The organism is Trebonia kvetii (assembly GCF_007827045.1).
GTDB classification, from domain to species: Bacteria; Actinomycetota; Actinomycetes; order Streptosporangiales; family Streptosporangiaceae; genus Trebonia; species Trebonia kvetii.
Genome location: NZ_RPFW01000004.1, coordinates 12,894 through 26,256, shown reverse-complemented (window position 1 = coordinate 26,256; position 13,363 = coordinate 12,894). Strand labels below are relative to the sequence as shown.

General features: G+C 67.4%; 18 protein-coding genes and 1 tRNA gene. 6 read left to right on the top strand and 13 right to left on the bottom strand.

Annotated elements, in window-relative coordinates:
- Window positions 1–23: 23 nt before the first annotated feature.
- Both EAS64_RS20135 and EAS64_RS20130 read right to left on the bottom strand, forming a co-directional pair.
- Window positions 24–1,508, bottom strand: a complete 1,485-nt coding sequence (locus EAS64_RS20135; RefSeq protein ID WP_145854970.1) for an APC family permease — start codon at window positions 1,506–1,508, stop codon at window positions 24–26.
- Between the two features lie 68 nt (window positions 1,509–1,576).
- A complete protein-coding gene (locus EAS64_RS20130; RefSeq protein WP_145854968.1) occupies window positions 1,577–3,544 on the bottom strand; it encodes a primary-amine oxidase in 1,968 nt (655 codons plus the stop codon).
- A 260-nt stretch (window positions 3,545–3,804) separates the two neighbouring features.
- Here EAS64_RS20130 and EAS64_RS20125 point away from each other — a divergent pair.
- A tRNA-Gly gene (locus EAS64_RS20125) sits at window positions 3,805–3,878 on the top strand.
- Between the two features lie 217 nt (window positions 3,879–4,095).
- Here EAS64_RS20125 and EAS64_RS20120 read toward each other — a convergent pair.
- From EAS64_RS20120 to EAS64_RS20095, 8 genes are all read right to left on the bottom strand, one after another.
- Window positions 4,096–4,416 (bottom strand): helix-turn-helix domain-containing protein, encoded by a 321-nt coding sequence (locus EAS64_RS20120; RefSeq protein ID WP_246115781.1) that lies wholly within the window; start codon window positions 4,414–4,416, stop codon window positions 4,096–4,098.
- Entirely contained in the window at window positions 4,409–4,609 is a 201-nt protein-coding gene (locus tag EAS64_RS47180) for a type II toxin-antitoxin system RelE/ParE family toxin (RefSeq protein WP_342782071.1), read from the bottom strand. Before EAS64_RS47180 ends, EAS64_RS20120 begins: the two co-directional genes overlap by 8 nt.
- Before the next feature lie 21 nt (window positions 4,610–4,630).
- Complete coding sequence (locus tag EAS64_RS47175) at window positions 4,631–4,792, bottom strand: hypothetical protein (RefSeq protein WP_342782058.1); 162 nt, start codon at window positions 4,790–4,792, stop codon at window positions 4,631–4,633.
- A gap of 259 nt (window positions 4,793–5,051) precedes the next feature.
- Window positions 5,052–5,183 carry a hypothetical protein gene (locus EAS64_RS46780; protein ID WP_281283288.1) on the bottom strand — a complete coding sequence of 44 codons (132 nt, stop codon included), beginning with the start codon at window positions 5,181–5,183 and terminating at the stop codon, window positions 5,052–5,054.
- 267 nt (window positions 5,184–5,450) lie between these two features.
- Window positions 5,451–6,353, bottom strand: a complete 903-nt coding sequence (locus EAS64_RS20110; RefSeq protein WP_222849463.1) for an LLM class F420-dependent oxidoreductase — start codon at window positions 6,351–6,353, stop codon at window positions 5,451–5,453.
- A gap of 852 nt (window positions 6,354–7,205) precedes the next feature.
- Window positions 7,206–7,403 carry a hypothetical protein gene (locus tag EAS64_RS20105; RefSeq protein WP_145854964.1) on the bottom strand — a complete coding sequence of 66 codons (198 nt, stop codon included), beginning with the start codon at window positions 7,401–7,403 and terminating at the stop codon, window positions 7,206–7,208.
- A gap of 46 nt (window positions 7,404–7,449) precedes the next feature.
- Window positions 7,450–7,860 carry a PIN domain-containing protein gene (locus tag EAS64_RS20100; RefSeq protein WP_145854963.1) on the bottom strand — a complete coding sequence of 137 codons (411 nt, stop codon included), beginning with the start codon at window positions 7,858–7,860 and terminating at the stop codon, window positions 7,450–7,452.
- A complete protein-coding gene (locus EAS64_RS20095) occupies window positions 7,857–8,078 on the bottom strand; it encodes a type II toxin-antitoxin system VapB family antitoxin (protein WP_187366048.1) in 222 nt (73 codons plus the stop codon). Before EAS64_RS20095 ends, EAS64_RS20100 begins: the two co-directional genes overlap by 4 nt.
- A gap of 447 nt (window positions 8,079–8,525) precedes the next feature.
- On the opposite strand from EAS64_RS20095, the gene EAS64_RS20090 reads away from it, so the two are divergent.
- The 3 genes from EAS64_RS20090 to EAS64_RS20080 all read left to right on the top strand — a co-directional run bounded on the left by EAS64_RS20090 (window position 8,526) and on the right by EAS64_RS20080 (window position 9,446).
- A complete protein-coding gene (locus tag EAS64_RS20090) occupies window positions 8,526–8,804 on the top strand; it encodes a type II toxin-antitoxin system Phd/YefM family antitoxin (protein ID WP_187366047.1) in 279 nt (92 codons plus the stop codon).
- Window positions 8,801–9,088, top strand: coding sequence for a type II toxin-antitoxin system RelE family toxin (locus EAS64_RS20085; RefSeq protein WP_145854959.1), 288 nt, complete (start codon window positions 8,801–8,803; stop codon window positions 9,086–9,088). The genes EAS64_RS20090 and EAS64_RS20085 overlap by 4 nt, the downstream gene beginning before the upstream one ends.
- Before the next feature lie 109 nt (window positions 9,089–9,197).
- Entirely contained in the window at window positions 9,198–9,446 is a 249-nt protein-coding gene (locus EAS64_RS20080; RefSeq protein WP_145854957.1) for a hypothetical protein, read from the top strand.
- On the opposite strand, the gene EAS64_RS20075 is transcribed toward EAS64_RS20080, so the two are convergent.
- Entirely contained in the window at window positions 9,400–10,005 is a 606-nt protein-coding gene (locus EAS64_RS20075; protein WP_145854955.1) for a dihydrofolate reductase family protein, read from the bottom strand. The genes EAS64_RS20080 and EAS64_RS20075 overlap by 47 nt on opposite strands.
- 280 nt (window positions 10,006–10,285) lie before the next feature.
- On the bottom strand, window positions 10,286–10,666 hold the full coding sequence (locus EAS64_RS20070) for a hypothetical protein (RefSeq protein WP_145854953.1): 381 nt from the start codon (window positions 10,664–10,666) through the stop codon (window positions 10,286–10,288).
- An 82-nt stretch (window positions 10,667–10,748) separates the two neighbouring features.
- Here EAS64_RS20070 and EAS64_RS20065 point away from each other — a divergent pair, with 82 nt between their 5' ends.
- Complete coding sequence (locus EAS64_RS20065; protein ID WP_246115780.1) at window positions 10,749–11,573, top strand: TetR/AcrR family transcriptional regulator; 825 nt, start codon at window positions 10,749–10,751, stop codon at window positions 11,571–11,573.
- Here EAS64_RS20065 and EAS64_RS20060 read toward each other — a convergent pair.
- The gene (locus EAS64_RS20060) at window positions 11,566–12,447 is read right to left on the bottom strand and encodes an SDR family oxidoreductase (RefSeq protein WP_145854949.1); all 882 of its coding nucleotides are present in this window, start codon (window positions 12,445–12,447) and stop codon (window positions 11,566–11,568) included. The two genes, EAS64_RS20065 and EAS64_RS20060, sit on opposite strands and share 8 nt — an antisense overlap.
- A 164-nt stretch (window positions 12,448–12,611) precedes the next feature.
- Between EAS64_RS20060 and EAS64_RS20055 the strand changes: the two genes are divergently transcribed.
- Window positions 12,612–13,205: a TetR/AcrR family transcriptional regulator gene (locus EAS64_RS20055; RefSeq protein WP_145854947.1), complete on the top strand. Its 594-nt coding sequence runs from the start codon at window positions 12,612–12,614 to the stop codon at window positions 13,203–13,205.
- The last annotated feature ends 158 nt before the right edge of the window (window positions 13,206–13,363 follow it).

Below are 13,363 nucleotides of genomic sequence, written 5' to 3'. Positions count from 1 at the left end.
GGCGCCTTTTGCCATCGGGCGCACTAAGCAGCCCGGTGGGCCGCTTCTTCCGCTTCGGCGGCGGGATCGACGGCGTCGCCCCAGGTGGCGGCTGAGCGGATCATGTCGGGCTTGGTGAACTTGACGACGACGTACCAGGCGAGGCCGATAGCGGTCCAGACGAGGAATACGTACGGCAGCTTGGCGTAGGTGCCTGCCAGGGCAGGGAAGATGTCGTTCGGTATCGCCGTCGGTATCCAGTTGACGTAGAAGACGAACAGCATGGTGACCGCGCCGAGGATGCCGAATATCCAGGCGAGCGCCTTGCCCTCGTTGAGCTTGGCCAGGTAGACGGGCGCGGCGATGGCTACGAGGCCGTAGGCGAGCATGAAGCCGTAGGTCGCGAGTGTGCCTTCCTCACTGCTCAGGGCCGCGTCGCCAGAGCCCGCCGCGATGTAGGCGACCGGGATGACCGTCATCGGGATCGCCACCGCCCAGATCGCGACATCGGGCGCATGGGTGTGCCTTGAGGTATGGGTGAAGAGCTTGGGCAGCAGCCCGTCGTGTCCGAGCGACAGCAGCATCCGCGAGCCCGCAGTAAGGCAGGCCAGGGCGCAGGCGAACATCGAGCAGGTAATCCCGATGGCGATGAAGTGACCGAGTTCCCCGAGGCCGACGACCGACGCGAGCTGCGGCAGCGGGGCGCTCGCCTTGGCGAAGGCGGCGTCGCCGAATCCGTAGATCTGCGCATACACCACGATCAGGTAGAACACGCCGATAATGCCGCAGGACCAGATGATCGCGCGGGGTACGGAGCGGGCCGGGTCCTTCGCCTCCTGGCCGAGCGCGCCGGCCGACTCGAAGCCGACGAAGGCGAAGATCGCGAGCACCATGCCCACCACGATGCCGCCGGTCTTCGCACCCTTCAGCGAGAGCTGGTGGGTGTCGACGACACCGCCGGCGTGCACGTAGACGGCGACGCACAGGACCAGGATGATCGTCACCGAGACGGCCTCGAGTATGAACGCAACCCGCTGCGAGATCTTGATGTCCGACACCGCCATGATGGCCGGGGCCAGCCCGCCCACCACGTAGAGCAGCCCGCGGACGACATGGTTGTCAGGTGACAGGCCGAACCCGACCAGGAGATTGTCGCCGTAGATCTCGAAGCCGAGTACGCAGGCGATCCCGGTGAACAGGTAGCCGAGGACAAGTCCCCAGCCCGCGGCGCTTCCCGCGCCTGGGCCCAACGCCCTGGTCACCCAGACGTAGAACGAGCCGGCCGAGTTGATCCTGGTGGCGAACTGGGCAGCGCAGTACGCGACGACTAGCAGGATCAGGACGCTGATCCCGAACGACAGCCAGGCGTCGTTGCCGGCGCTGAAGAAGACGAAAAGCGGAAGCAGCGCCATCGCCGCGCTTGGGGCCATGTTGGCCACCGACTGGGCGAGAACCTCCGGGAAGGAGAGAACTCTGTTCTGCAATGCAATGCCGGATTCTGGCCTGATCTCGGTCTGGGCGGTCGCCATGCTCCCGTTCCTCTTATTGATGTTGATTGGTTTTGACTGTTGACCTCAGCGGTGATGACAGTGCCCTCTCACTGGTGGCAATGGGCGCCGCCGGGCTGCGGGTTGTCCAGGGACGGGTTGCCGACGAAGAATCCCGCGGGCGCGAGCTTGAAGCCGATCGGGTGCACCGGCATGACCGGCCAGTCCTCGGGGCGGACGACGTGATTGGTGCCGAAGGTGAACCAGACCACCACGTCGGTGTCGGTCAGGGTGCGCTCCCTGGCGGCGAACGCGGGCAGGCCGTCGCCGCCTTCGGCCTGGTTCGGGTAGTCGCCGGTGGCGAACAGTTCGTCCCGGTCGGAGGCGGTGACCCAGACCGGGTGGAACATGAACGGCGCGCGCCTGGCGACCGCGGAGCCCGGGTGGGCGAACGGGCGGATCACGTGGTTCGGCATCAGCTTGTAGCCGACGGGCTGGCCGAGTTCGTTCGTGACGTTGTGGTTGACGATCTTCCAGTACCGGCCGGCCAGCGGATCGGCGTCGCGGGCAGCCATGGTCTCGTCGGCGATCAGCACCTCTGCGGCGCGCCAGGCGTTGCCGACCGGGTTGCCCGGGCCCGGCGGGTCGGCGGTGGGGGTGACCTCGTAGACGCGGTTGGCCGTGCCGTCGACCGCCATGTCCAGGCGGACGTTGAAGAAGTGCTGGTGGTGCGGGCCATAGACGCCGGGGGCGACGAGGACGCCGTACTCGGGGGTCTCGCCCGGCGCGACGACGCCGTTGGAGATCACGCCGGACAGCTTGACCTCGTACTCGATCGTGCCGTCCTGGTAGAGGTACCAGTAGTAGGCGTACTCGTAGTTGCCGACGGTGACGATGCTGGAGATGACCATCCGCCGCATCCGGCGGACCTCGACGTAGCCGGTGCGGAAGTCGGTGTGCTTCCAGGCGATGCCGTGGTCCTCTTCGTGCAGGCAGATGGCGTTGGGCAGGACCATCGCGGTGCCGTCGTTGTCGTTGACCACGCCGTCCAGGTAGGCGATCTCGCCGAGGCAGTCGCAGCCGAGTTCGAGCGAGTTGGTGAGCAGGCCGATGCCGTACTCGCCCTCGTCGAGGACCAGCTTGCGATAGTGCATCGGGCCGGGGTCGCCGTACGGTACGAACATCTCGCTCAGGCTGGCGCGGTGGATGATGCTGCGGCCCGCGTATCCGATGCGGTGCAGGACCAGGCCCTCCCGCGCGGTGAAGCCGATCCGCAGGTCCCACTTCTGCCAGGTCAGGTGGTGGCCGTCGAGGGCGAAGCTCGGGCCGTCGTGCTGGGTGATGTCGAGCGGCTTGACGTCCTGTCGTGGCCCTTGGGGGAAATACGGGACGTTGTCCGGGTCGGCGATCTTCGCCGCGGAATAGTTGGCCTTCTTCGTCGGCAGCGGCAGCACACCGTGGTCTTCCACGCTGACCACGGTTCTCGTGTCCAGGTCGACTCTGACGACGACCCCGTCGACCGGGTGCGCGTAGCCGTTGTCCTCCGGGTCGTCGCGCACCCAGGTGAGCGGCGAGACGAAGCGGCCGTCGTCCGGGCCGACACCGGGCTCGACGTTCGGCGTCGACCACGGATCGATCATGCACAGGTCGAAGTCGGTGATGCCGCGCCTGCGCATCGCGTCGCGCCAGCGCGGGTCCGCGCGGACGATGTCCTCGGCGGCGAGAAACTCCTCGAGCATGACACTCGGCTGCACGCCAGGGACGTGCCTGAACTCGATGACCTCGCCGTCTGGCAGACGGACGATGCCCTCGTGGGTGGCGTGCTCGGCGCGCTCCCTGATGACGACCTTGACGAGCCGGTCCGGGGCGGGACCGCCCTGCTCGAAGCCGATGACGTCCTGCTTGGCGGGCTCGTAGAGCGAGACATAGACGAACCGCGCGGTGCCGGCGAGGCCCTTCGCGGTCTTGAGGGCGGCCGAGGCGGCCTCGATCTCGGCGGCGGTCAGCGGTGCGAGCGGATGCGGCACCGGTACGGGGGTGCCGGGTGGAGAGTCCTGGGCGTCAACGAGAAAGGCCATGCAAACAGGACAAACGCTGAACGTTACGACGTTAGCGATGGCTTGTTACGCCCCGGTGACGCGCGGGGCGCGCGTGACGTCGCTCCGGCGGCCGCGCGGGGTGACGTGGGGGTGACGCGGGCTGGGCGGGTGGAACACGCAACCGTTCGGGATGATGACTGGCATCTTCCGTGGCGTCGGCGGCGGCGCGGTGCGGGGAGGGGGCGCGAGCCGGTACGCTACTGGGGACGACCGTCGATGTCAGCGTCGGCGGAGGTCGCGCGGATGTAGCTCAATGGTAGAGCCCCAGCCTTCCAAGCTGGTCATGCGGGTTCGATTCCCGTCATCCGCTCCAGCTTAACGACACTTTTTGCATTTGATTTCGAGTGTCTGCATCCAGCGCGAGGCATTTCGTGCCCGATCGATGAGGGCCACGCATCACCAGCTTGCGAGTTGTCTCGTAATGGCGTTCGAGGGCGCTGTACCTTGGTCATACTTTTGACCGAGACAGTCCTCTCTATAGGCGACGCTAGAAAAGACTCTAGGGATCATGCGTGGTGCCGCGACGGGCGTCAGGCGGCCGGGTTAGCTGGCATCTTGAGCAGGTGACCGCCGATGTCCGCGATCAGCTCCAGCTTTCCGCCGAGCGCAGCGATGTAGCTGGCAAGCGCCTCAACGGTTGACACCTCACCATGTTCGATCTGGGAGACCCGGCCGGGAGTCACGCCCATGATCTCCGCCAGTCCCGCCTGGGTGAAGCCAAGGCGCTTCCGCTGCTCGGCAAGCTGATAGCCCCACTGCTCAGCCATGATCGCACCGCGACGGCGGGCGGCCTCTTGCTCTCCGACGCGCGCGCGGTAGGCGTCCCGGTCCCACTTCGAGAAGCTAGTCACGGCCTTCCTCCTCTGCCTTCGCTCGCTCCTTGAGGTAGAGCGCAAACAGTTGCTCCGCCTGCGGGATAGCCCCTTCATACCACCTATGCCACTGGCCCGTCTTATCGCCTGCGACCAGCAAGATGGCTGACCTCCACGGATCGAAGACGAACAAGATCCGGATGTTCGTCTGCCGCGGGCGCAGTTCCTTCAGGTTCGCGAGCTTCGAGCCCGTTTACGTGTCGACAAGAGGCCTTCCCAGCGTTGGCCCGTACTCGGCGAGCACGTCCACGGCGGCCTCGACCTTCTCGGCGGCCTGCGGATCGGTGCTCCGCAGGTCTCGCATCCAGGCAGCGACCTCGTCTGTCTGGTAGATCTCCCACGCGTCCTCTCCCATAGCGTGACTATAGCAAATCCTATACTTCGCGCGTCACAGACGCCAGACCTGTCGCCTCTCCCTGTCGAAGGGCCCAACCCCGAACGGCGTGCCCGTTACGTGCCCGTAAGGGCAGTAAACCGCAGTCATTCACGGTCACCCACGGACAGCGAAATTGGCCTCCCACTTGGGTAAGCGCAGGTCAGCCAAACCTAGCCCGTTGCCTCCAAGCTGGTCATGCGGGTTCGATTCCCGTCATCCGCTCTCCGTCATCCGTTCACTAGTAGGCGAACCTCGTCCCGCGGCGCAGCGAGACCTGCTGTCCCAGTGCCCCGGACAGGGCGGCCGCGAGGCCCGGATCCCGCATCACTCCGTGCGGGTCGGTCGGAGCGCTGTGATCACCGGCGGTCACCAGCTGCGGCTCAAGCTTCCGGCAGGCGCATAGCGGGCACCGGGCTTCTTGATCGTCGTAGACGTCCCCGGAAGATTCTGCCGTGTTGCGGAGCCGTCCAAACAGCCGCTGGCCTTTCGCAGTCTCGTGGCCTGAACGGAGGGCAGCGCCCCCGGAACCAAGGCCCATCTGCGACGCGTTGGAAGTACCCACTAGGTCAAGCAGAACAGGGACTCGATCTCCCGCGAGGTGAACGGGCTGAGCAGGAGCCCGGATGGCCCAGCGCCTTCACGGCAGGCTGAGTGCGCCCGCCACCGAGGTGAAGTAATCGAGATGGGCGTCGGCGGAGTCCAGGCCGAGGCCCATGGTGACGACAGAGACGTGGGTGCCGCCTGCCTCGCGCCAGGCATCGACCTCGGCCGTGAGGTCGCCCACGCCGCCGCCCTGGGGAAGCGCCACGTAGTCCGCGCCGAAGTCTTCGGCCTGCCGGCCAAGGCTGCTCACGCGATCACGCAGCCGTTTCCACGCGTCGACGGCGCGGATGCCGCCGCCGAAGAAGATGAAGCCGTCCGCGAGCCGGGCGGCGCGCTCGAACGAGGCCTCGCCCGATCCGCCGAGCCAGATGGGGACGGGCCGCGCGGGCCTCGGCACGAGCGCGGCCCGATCAACCCGGTCGAAACGGCCGGCGAAGTCGACGACGGGCTCCGTGAACAGCCGGCGGAGCAGCCCGATCTGCTCCTCCTGCCGGGCGCCACGGGTACGGAAATCCTGGCCGAGAGCCTCGTACTCGACATGGTTCCAGCCGACTCCCACGCCCAGGCGCAGCCGCCCGCCGGACAGCAGGTCGACATCGGCCGCCTGCCGCGCCACGAGCGCTGTCTGGCGCTGCGGCAGGACCAGGACCCCCGTGGCGAAACGGATCCGCTTTGTGATGCCAGCGAGATAGGCGAACATCACGAACGGGTCGTGGAACGGGTCATGCTCGGTGTAGGGGCCGCTGAGCGGAGGCACCCGTCCGGCGTGAACGGCACCGAGCACGTGATCGTAGGCGAGGATGTGGTCAAAGCCCAGCTCCTCGGCTCCTTGGCCGATCCGCCGGACAGCGCCCGGGTCACCGCGGAGCTCGGTCTGCGGGTAGACAACGCCGATCTGCAGGGTGCCAGGCGGCGGCTGCTTCAGGGTCTCCATCATGCCTTCTCTCAGTCGTCCTGCTGCAACCGTTGCTGCGGCAGCCATGAATCCGTTCCCCGGTGTTCTAGGCGTTCACGCCGGCCGTGTCAGGTTCTCGCCCGCACCTGTGCCAGTATTTCCCCGGCCTAATCCCCGCTTGGGCACCAGCGAAGCCGGGCGAGATCGAGCAGGCGCTCCCGCTCGGCCTCGCTGAGCTGCAGGGCCCGGCCGAGCGAACGGCGTGCCCGGTTGCGTGCCCGACCGGACGGTGAACCAGGGCGATTCACGGTCACTCACGGGCAGTCGAACACGCCACCTGACCTGCGTTTACGCTACTCAGCGGATCCCTACCCGATGCCTTCCAAGCTGGTCATGCGGGTTCGATTCCCGTCATCCGCTCTCTTCATCGCAGCTCAAGAGCTTGATTTGGCTGTCTTTTCGCCCTCGCCACAGCACTTGATCGGACCGCGTGGCCGCTGCGTGCCCGACAGCCTTGCGGCACTGCCCGGTTTCCCGGTGCCGGCAGTCGCGGCTTCAGCGTTGGACCGGCCTATGTTCGCACCCATCGGGGCCCCAGTTGTCAAGAGGCAGTGCTGAATTGACCCGGTGACCTCATCTCCAGTCGCCGGGTTGGGGTGGGACTGTCGTTGGGTTCCTGCTGGTTGTCTGGTGCGGAGGTCGCTTGCTGGCTTTCCCCGGGTCGTGCGTGGTCGTCGGAGTGGTCTCACATGCACCCATTCGGCGCCTGCCCGCTGGTCGGGCGGGAGCCATGACCGTGAATCCGGGGACCGGGCTGCTCAGTCAGGTCATCGAGCGCGGCGAGGCCGGCTCATGCGAATTTGCGAGCTCGCCCGGGACTTGCGACCCTCCTCGCTAGCTGGGCGCACCGCCGCTGGCGGCGTCGGTGAGCAGGTGGTAGGCGCGGGTGATGAGTTTGCGGGCGATCGCGGTGGTGGCGATCTTCTTGCCGCGGCGGCGGGCCAGGGCCTCGTAGCCGGGGGCGAAGTCAGGGTGGCGCTTGGCGGTCTGCGCGGCCTCGCACAGCACCCACCGCGCCCAGGCACGGGTCACTCACGGGCAGTCCCTATATGGAGGCGACAGTCCTTCTGGTGCGTTGTTAGGCGTAGTCGTGAATGCTGTGCTCGGCCAGGTCAGGCGCATGCCGAGCGACCGTACGATAGTCGGCGTCGTCATGCAGGACTGTCAGGCCGTGATACGCGGCGGTGGCTGCGATGATGAGGTCTACCGCCGAGGCACTGCGGTGCTGGCCCGCGCGCGACATCTGGTACTGCACGCTCGAGACCCACCGCCCGGCGGCCTTCGGCACGGCCACATCCGGGTACAGATCGCTGAACATCTCTGTGATCTCGTCGTACTCGACGGCGTTGCGCGCGCTGTAGAGGAATTCCGTGCGCTGGGGATAGCAGCTCCCGATCGCCTCGGCATCGATCGGGTCGTACCACGCCTCCTGGAGCTTGGAGTCGCGCAGCAGTCGGACCAGGGCAGAGGTGTCTAGCAGGTAGATCACCGGGCATCTTTCTCGGCCTGATGTACCTGCTCCGCGTCCTCGACCGCTCCCCAGTGCTGCGCACGCTCAAAGTGCCGGCCGATCCGGGCAGCCCGCTCCTGGCTTTCGGCGTAGTACCTTAGAGCAAGGTTGACGGCGTCCTTCTTCGTCCTAGCTTTGGACAGGGCCATCGCACGATCCAGCGCGTCCTGATCGATGTCGATCTGCGTCACAGCCATGGGACACCTCCAGAAATGTTGTCTATCCACAAAGAATAATACATCATCAACATCGAGCCTGGGCTGCCGCCGGCCGTGGCGTCACGGAGCCTGCGTCCCGGACGATGGAGTGCTAGCGCATGTGAGCATGCTGGAAAGCGTGCCCGCTACGTGCCCGACGGAGCGGTGAACCGAGGTGTTTCACGGTCACTCACGGACACCGAAAAAGTACCGTTCATCTGCGTAAGCGCAGATCAGCCGTCCGTGGCACATTGCCTTCCAAGCTGGTCATGCGGGTTCGATTCCCGTCATCCACTCCAGTTCATTGCCGCTTTTCGCTTTTGATTTCTATCGAACGTGTCTAGGTTACGCGTTTCGTGCCCGATCGGCGCGGGGCGCGCACCACCAGCCTGCGGTGCGCCGCGGTGACGTTTGACGCTACCTAGATTTTTGGTCATACTTTTGACTATGACTGTGCTTCCTCTAGGCGACGTCAAATCTCACCTGTCCGAGATCGTCGGCCGCGTCCACGATCATCACGAGCGGGTGACCGTCACCGTACACGGGAAGCCCTCTGCCGTGCTTATCGCCCCAGAAGACCTGGAAGCGCTGGAGGAGACCCTAGAGATCATGCGCGATGCGGCAACGATGAACCGGCTAGCCGAGTCCGACGCCGAGCTAGCCCGCGGCGAGTACGTCTCTGCCGAGGAACTCGCTGAGGCGATGAGGCGGCGCCAGGCGAAGTGAGCGGCGAGCCCGCAGAGGATTCCTATGAGCTTCGGACGACGTCTACCGTCCGCCGGGCGCTCAGTGAAACGCTGCCGGAAGCGGTCGCGGCAGCAGCTTATGAGTTCATCACGGGTCCGCTGCTCGCCGATCCCTACCGGGTCGGCAAAAGGCTGCTCCCTCCTATGGACGACCGATTCAGTGCCCGGCGCGGAACCTACCGGGTGATCTACCGCATCGACGACAAGGCCCGCGTCGTGACGGTAGTAGACGTCGCTCACCGCCGCGACGCCTACCGCACCTGAGTAAGAGCCACTCCGCACCGGGCCGAAGTGCCGGTGACCGGAACTTCGGGCCGGGTCGGCACGGCCGTGCCCGTGCGAAATGCCCGGGAAATGCCCCACGCTTGGGGACATGAACGGCGAGCGAGCGGAAACCATCCTGCGGCTGCTGGCCGAGGCCGAGCTGCGCAACCAGCTGGCCCCCGGCCCGCCCCCTGGGCGGGCGGACCCGGCACGGGCCGAGCGGTTAAGTGCTTCGTGGCGGCTGGCGACCGGACACGGTGAACTCGACCTGGGCGTGGCCGCCGGGGCTCGGCTGCCTAGGCGGCACACCCTCATGGCCGCGGCCCGCTCCCTTGCCGGCGGTTGTAGCTGGCGATGATTACGCCCTTGCCGGTGGTGATCGCGCTGGTGAGCTCGAACTCGGTCAGCGGGGCGGGGCCCTCGAACAGCCGCGTGCCGCTGCCCAGGGTCAGCGGGTGGATCAAAAGCGTGCAGGTGTCGATCAGGCCGGCGGCGTGCAGGGTGCGGGTCAGCGACGCGCTGCCGATAATCGCCAGGTCATTGCCTGGCTGGGCCTTGAGCGTGGCCACCGTCTCAACGGCCTCGCCGCACAGCAGGATTGAGTTCTGCCAGGCACCGGAATCCTTAAGCGTCCTGGATACGACGTACTTGGTGGCCGCGTTCATGTGAGCGGTGAACGGGTTCCCATCGGTCTTACGCCCCCACGCGGTGATGAAGTCCTGCCAGGTTCGGTGCCCGAACAGCATGTCAGCGGGCTTGGCCATGCCCTTGGCCATCTCGCTGCCCATCACCTCGTCGTTGTACCGCAGGCCCCAGCCCCCGTCGGTGAAGCCGCCGCGGGTGTCCTCGTCCGGGCGGCCGGGGCCCTGGACGACGCCATCGAGGGTGACCGACATCGTGGCCGTGATCGAGCGCATGACATGCTCCCTAATGAGTGTTAGCGGCCGCTCTGATGCGGCCCAGCTCTCCTTCTGGACGAGCGACTGCCGGCGAAATCGTCACAAGCGACGAAAACACCTCCACATGACCCGGGCCGGACGGTGTGCCGGGAATGGCCCATGCGCGGCCCGCGCTGTGGGCGGCCGGACCTGTACCGGCGGGCCATCGGCAACCCGCCCGGCGCGCAGGAACCCGGCAGCTTCGACCGGGTCGGCGCCTTGGAGGCCGCGCTGCGCGACTGCCTGGGCCTCTCGCCCGTCAGCTGACCCGCGCGGTGATCTGCGCCCACGCCAGCGGCAGGTCGGACCCGGAGATCGGGAAGAACTCGAACCGCGTCGGGCTAATCCGCGGGCGCAGCCGCCCGATGATGGCGCGGTGGGGGTCGCTGGCTGCGAACTTGTCTAGGCTGGCCTGGTCCTCCCAGACCGAGAACGTCCAGAACGTCTTTCGGGCCAGGCCGGCGTTCAGCGTGTAGCCGACCAGCCCGGTGGCCTGCCCAAGCTGGCGGCGAATCCGCATGGTGTCGCGCATGAAGCCGGGGATGAACCGGTAGGACTTCAGCGGTAGCCGCGACGCCATCGCGACGTACTGGCGCTGCGGATCGATGGGCTGGCGCTCGAGCCAGGGCAGGGCCGGCATCGTAGTCCTCCTAAGATTCAGCGAATCTGTCCACTGGAAAGATAATCTATCCACCGGTAAGATTGCAACTATGATTGCTGGTGTGGCATCCGGCAGCCGTCCCTACCATCACGGCAACCTCCGCCCGGCCCTCATCTGCGCTGCGATCGGCGAGATCGAGGAGTCCGGGCCCGCGGCGATGAGCCTGCGCGCGGTGGCGCGCCGCGCCGGGGTCACCCACGCGGCCGCCACCTACCACTTCGGCGACCGGGCCGGCCTGCTCACCGCCGTGGCGGCCGAGGGCTACCGCCTGCTGGCCGAAGCGCTGCGCGGGGCCCAGGAGACTCGCGGCAGCTTCCTGGAGGTCGGCGTGGCGTACGTGCGCTTCGCGGTGACCCACCGGGCCCATTTCGAGGTTATGTACCGGCCGGAGCTGTACCACCGCGACGACGCCGAGCTCGGGCGTGCCCGGGCGGCCGCGGCCACCCTGCTCTACGGCACCGGGGAGATCACCCGGGAGCGAATGGCCTACGGGGTCGCCGCCTGGTCGATCGTGCACGGGCTGGCCACGCTCTGGCTCAACGGGAACCTGCCAGCGCAGCTCGGCGACGACCCCGAGGAGATCACCCGGGCCGTCGCCGCCCACCTGAGCCCTCCGCGGCGGGACCCGGCTTTAGCCGGCCGGCAACCGGCAGCGGGGCGTCTTCCCACCGCGACACGCCACCACCCGCCGGAGTTCCTGGGCTCACCTGTGCTGGCCAGCGGAACGCGCTTGGAGGCACGTTTCTGGGCCGCGGCCGTCTGCTGTGCGCCTGTGTGCGCTGCCGCGCTGACGGGACCCGATCTGGAGGCCGGGCCCGTGCCGGGTCACGGGCCCGGCGACGCCGCGTCCTTGTTCCCTGGAACCGCGTCTGGGCTGGTCAGGTGAAGTAGTGGCCCTGTTCGATGTCCTCGATGAGGCCGGGGTGGGCGGGCTTCCAGCCCAGGAGCTCCTGCGTGATGGTGCTGGAGGCGGGCATGTCCCTGCTGAGCAGAGGCACGAGCATGCCGCCGAATTCTTCGGCGGGCAGGGACCGGGCGGGCAGATTCAGGTGCCGGCCGATGGCCTCGGCGATCTCACGGACGGGCACGCCTTCGTCACCGACGGCGTTGAGCACTGCGGCGGCGGGCCCCTGCTCGACGGCCAGCCGGTACAGGCTCGCGGCGTCCTTCACGTGGACCGCGGGCCAGCGGCTGGTCCCGTCGCCGATGTAGCCGGAGACGCCCTTGGCCCGGGCAGCGGCGATGAGCTGGGGGATGAAGCCGTGGCGTTCTCCCTGGCCGTGCACCGAGCGGGGCAGCATGACCAGGCAGGAGCGGACGCCCCGCTCTGCGGCAGCGAGGGCGGCCTGCATGTTGGTGATGCGGGCCGCGACGGGCCCGACGGCGATGAGCTCGTCGCGTTCGGTCGCGGGCCGGCCGGGTATCGCGAGCGTTGCGCCAGAGATCACCAGGGGCTTGCCGGAGCCGGCGAGTCCGGTGGCGAATGTCTCGATGGCCCTGGCGTCGGCCCGCGTCGCAGCCTCGCTCACGCTGGGCACGACGAAGGCCAGGTGGATGACGCCGTCGCTGTCGAGGGTGCCGGCGCGCAGCACGCCGGTGTCGTGCAGGTCGCCGCGCAGCACCTCGGCGCCCATGCCGGCGACTGCTTTGGCGGAGGCGTCCGAGCGGGCAAGCCCGAGGACCTGGTGGCCCGCGCTGATGAGTTCGGGGACGACGGCCGCGCCGATCCAGCCGGAAGCGCCGGTGACGAAGATGCGCATGAAAGGCCTCCTTGGTTGTGCTGCCGGTGAAGAGGATGTGCGGCGCAGGCGCCGCGGCCGGAACTGTGATGCGATCTAGTCGCATGACTCTACCATGTTGATGCGACTTAGTCGCATCAACATCTCAAGTGATGCGATCCGATCGCGTCTCTTAGGATGTGACAGTGAGCAGATGGGCACCGAATGCGCGTGAGCGCCTGGAAAACGCCGCACTGGACCTGTTCGCGGAGAACGGCTACGAGGAGACGACCGTCGCGCAGATCGCAGACCGCGCGGGAATGAACCGCGCTACGTTCTTCCGGCACTTCGCGGACAAGCGCGAGGTCCTCTTCGGCGGGGAAGACGCGCTGGCCGGGCTGTTCGCCGACGCCATCCGGGCTGCGCCCCCGGGGGCGACGCTCACCGAATGCCTGCGGGCGGCGCTCGCGGCGGCCGGGGTCGCGATGACCCCGCAGCTGCGGGCCGCAGCCGCCCGGCGCAGGCTGGTGGTCGCGGCGAACAGCGAGTTGCAGGAGCGGGGACTACTCAAGCACGCCCGGGTCACCCAGTCGATCACCGCCGCCCTGCGCGAGCGAGGCACCGACGAACTTACCGCGCGAATGGGGGCGGAGATGGGCATGCTCGCTTTCAGCGTCGCGTTCGACCGCTGGATGAAGGCGAACGATGACGAACCGTTCCCGCCCTTCGCCGATACCGCGCTGAGTGACCTGCAGGCGCGTGCCGCCGAACTCGTCCTGCCGTCCCGCATTTCAGCCTGACGCGGACTCCGAGGAGCGACCCTGCTGGGCGGCTTCGGTATAAAGCTCTGGCAGAAGCCGTCACCGCAACCGCATCCCTCGACAAGGCGAAGGCCTGGCCTAGTACTGCTGTCGTACTAGCCTCGGGCTTTCGCCTGGGGTTACCGGCGCCTGTCTAT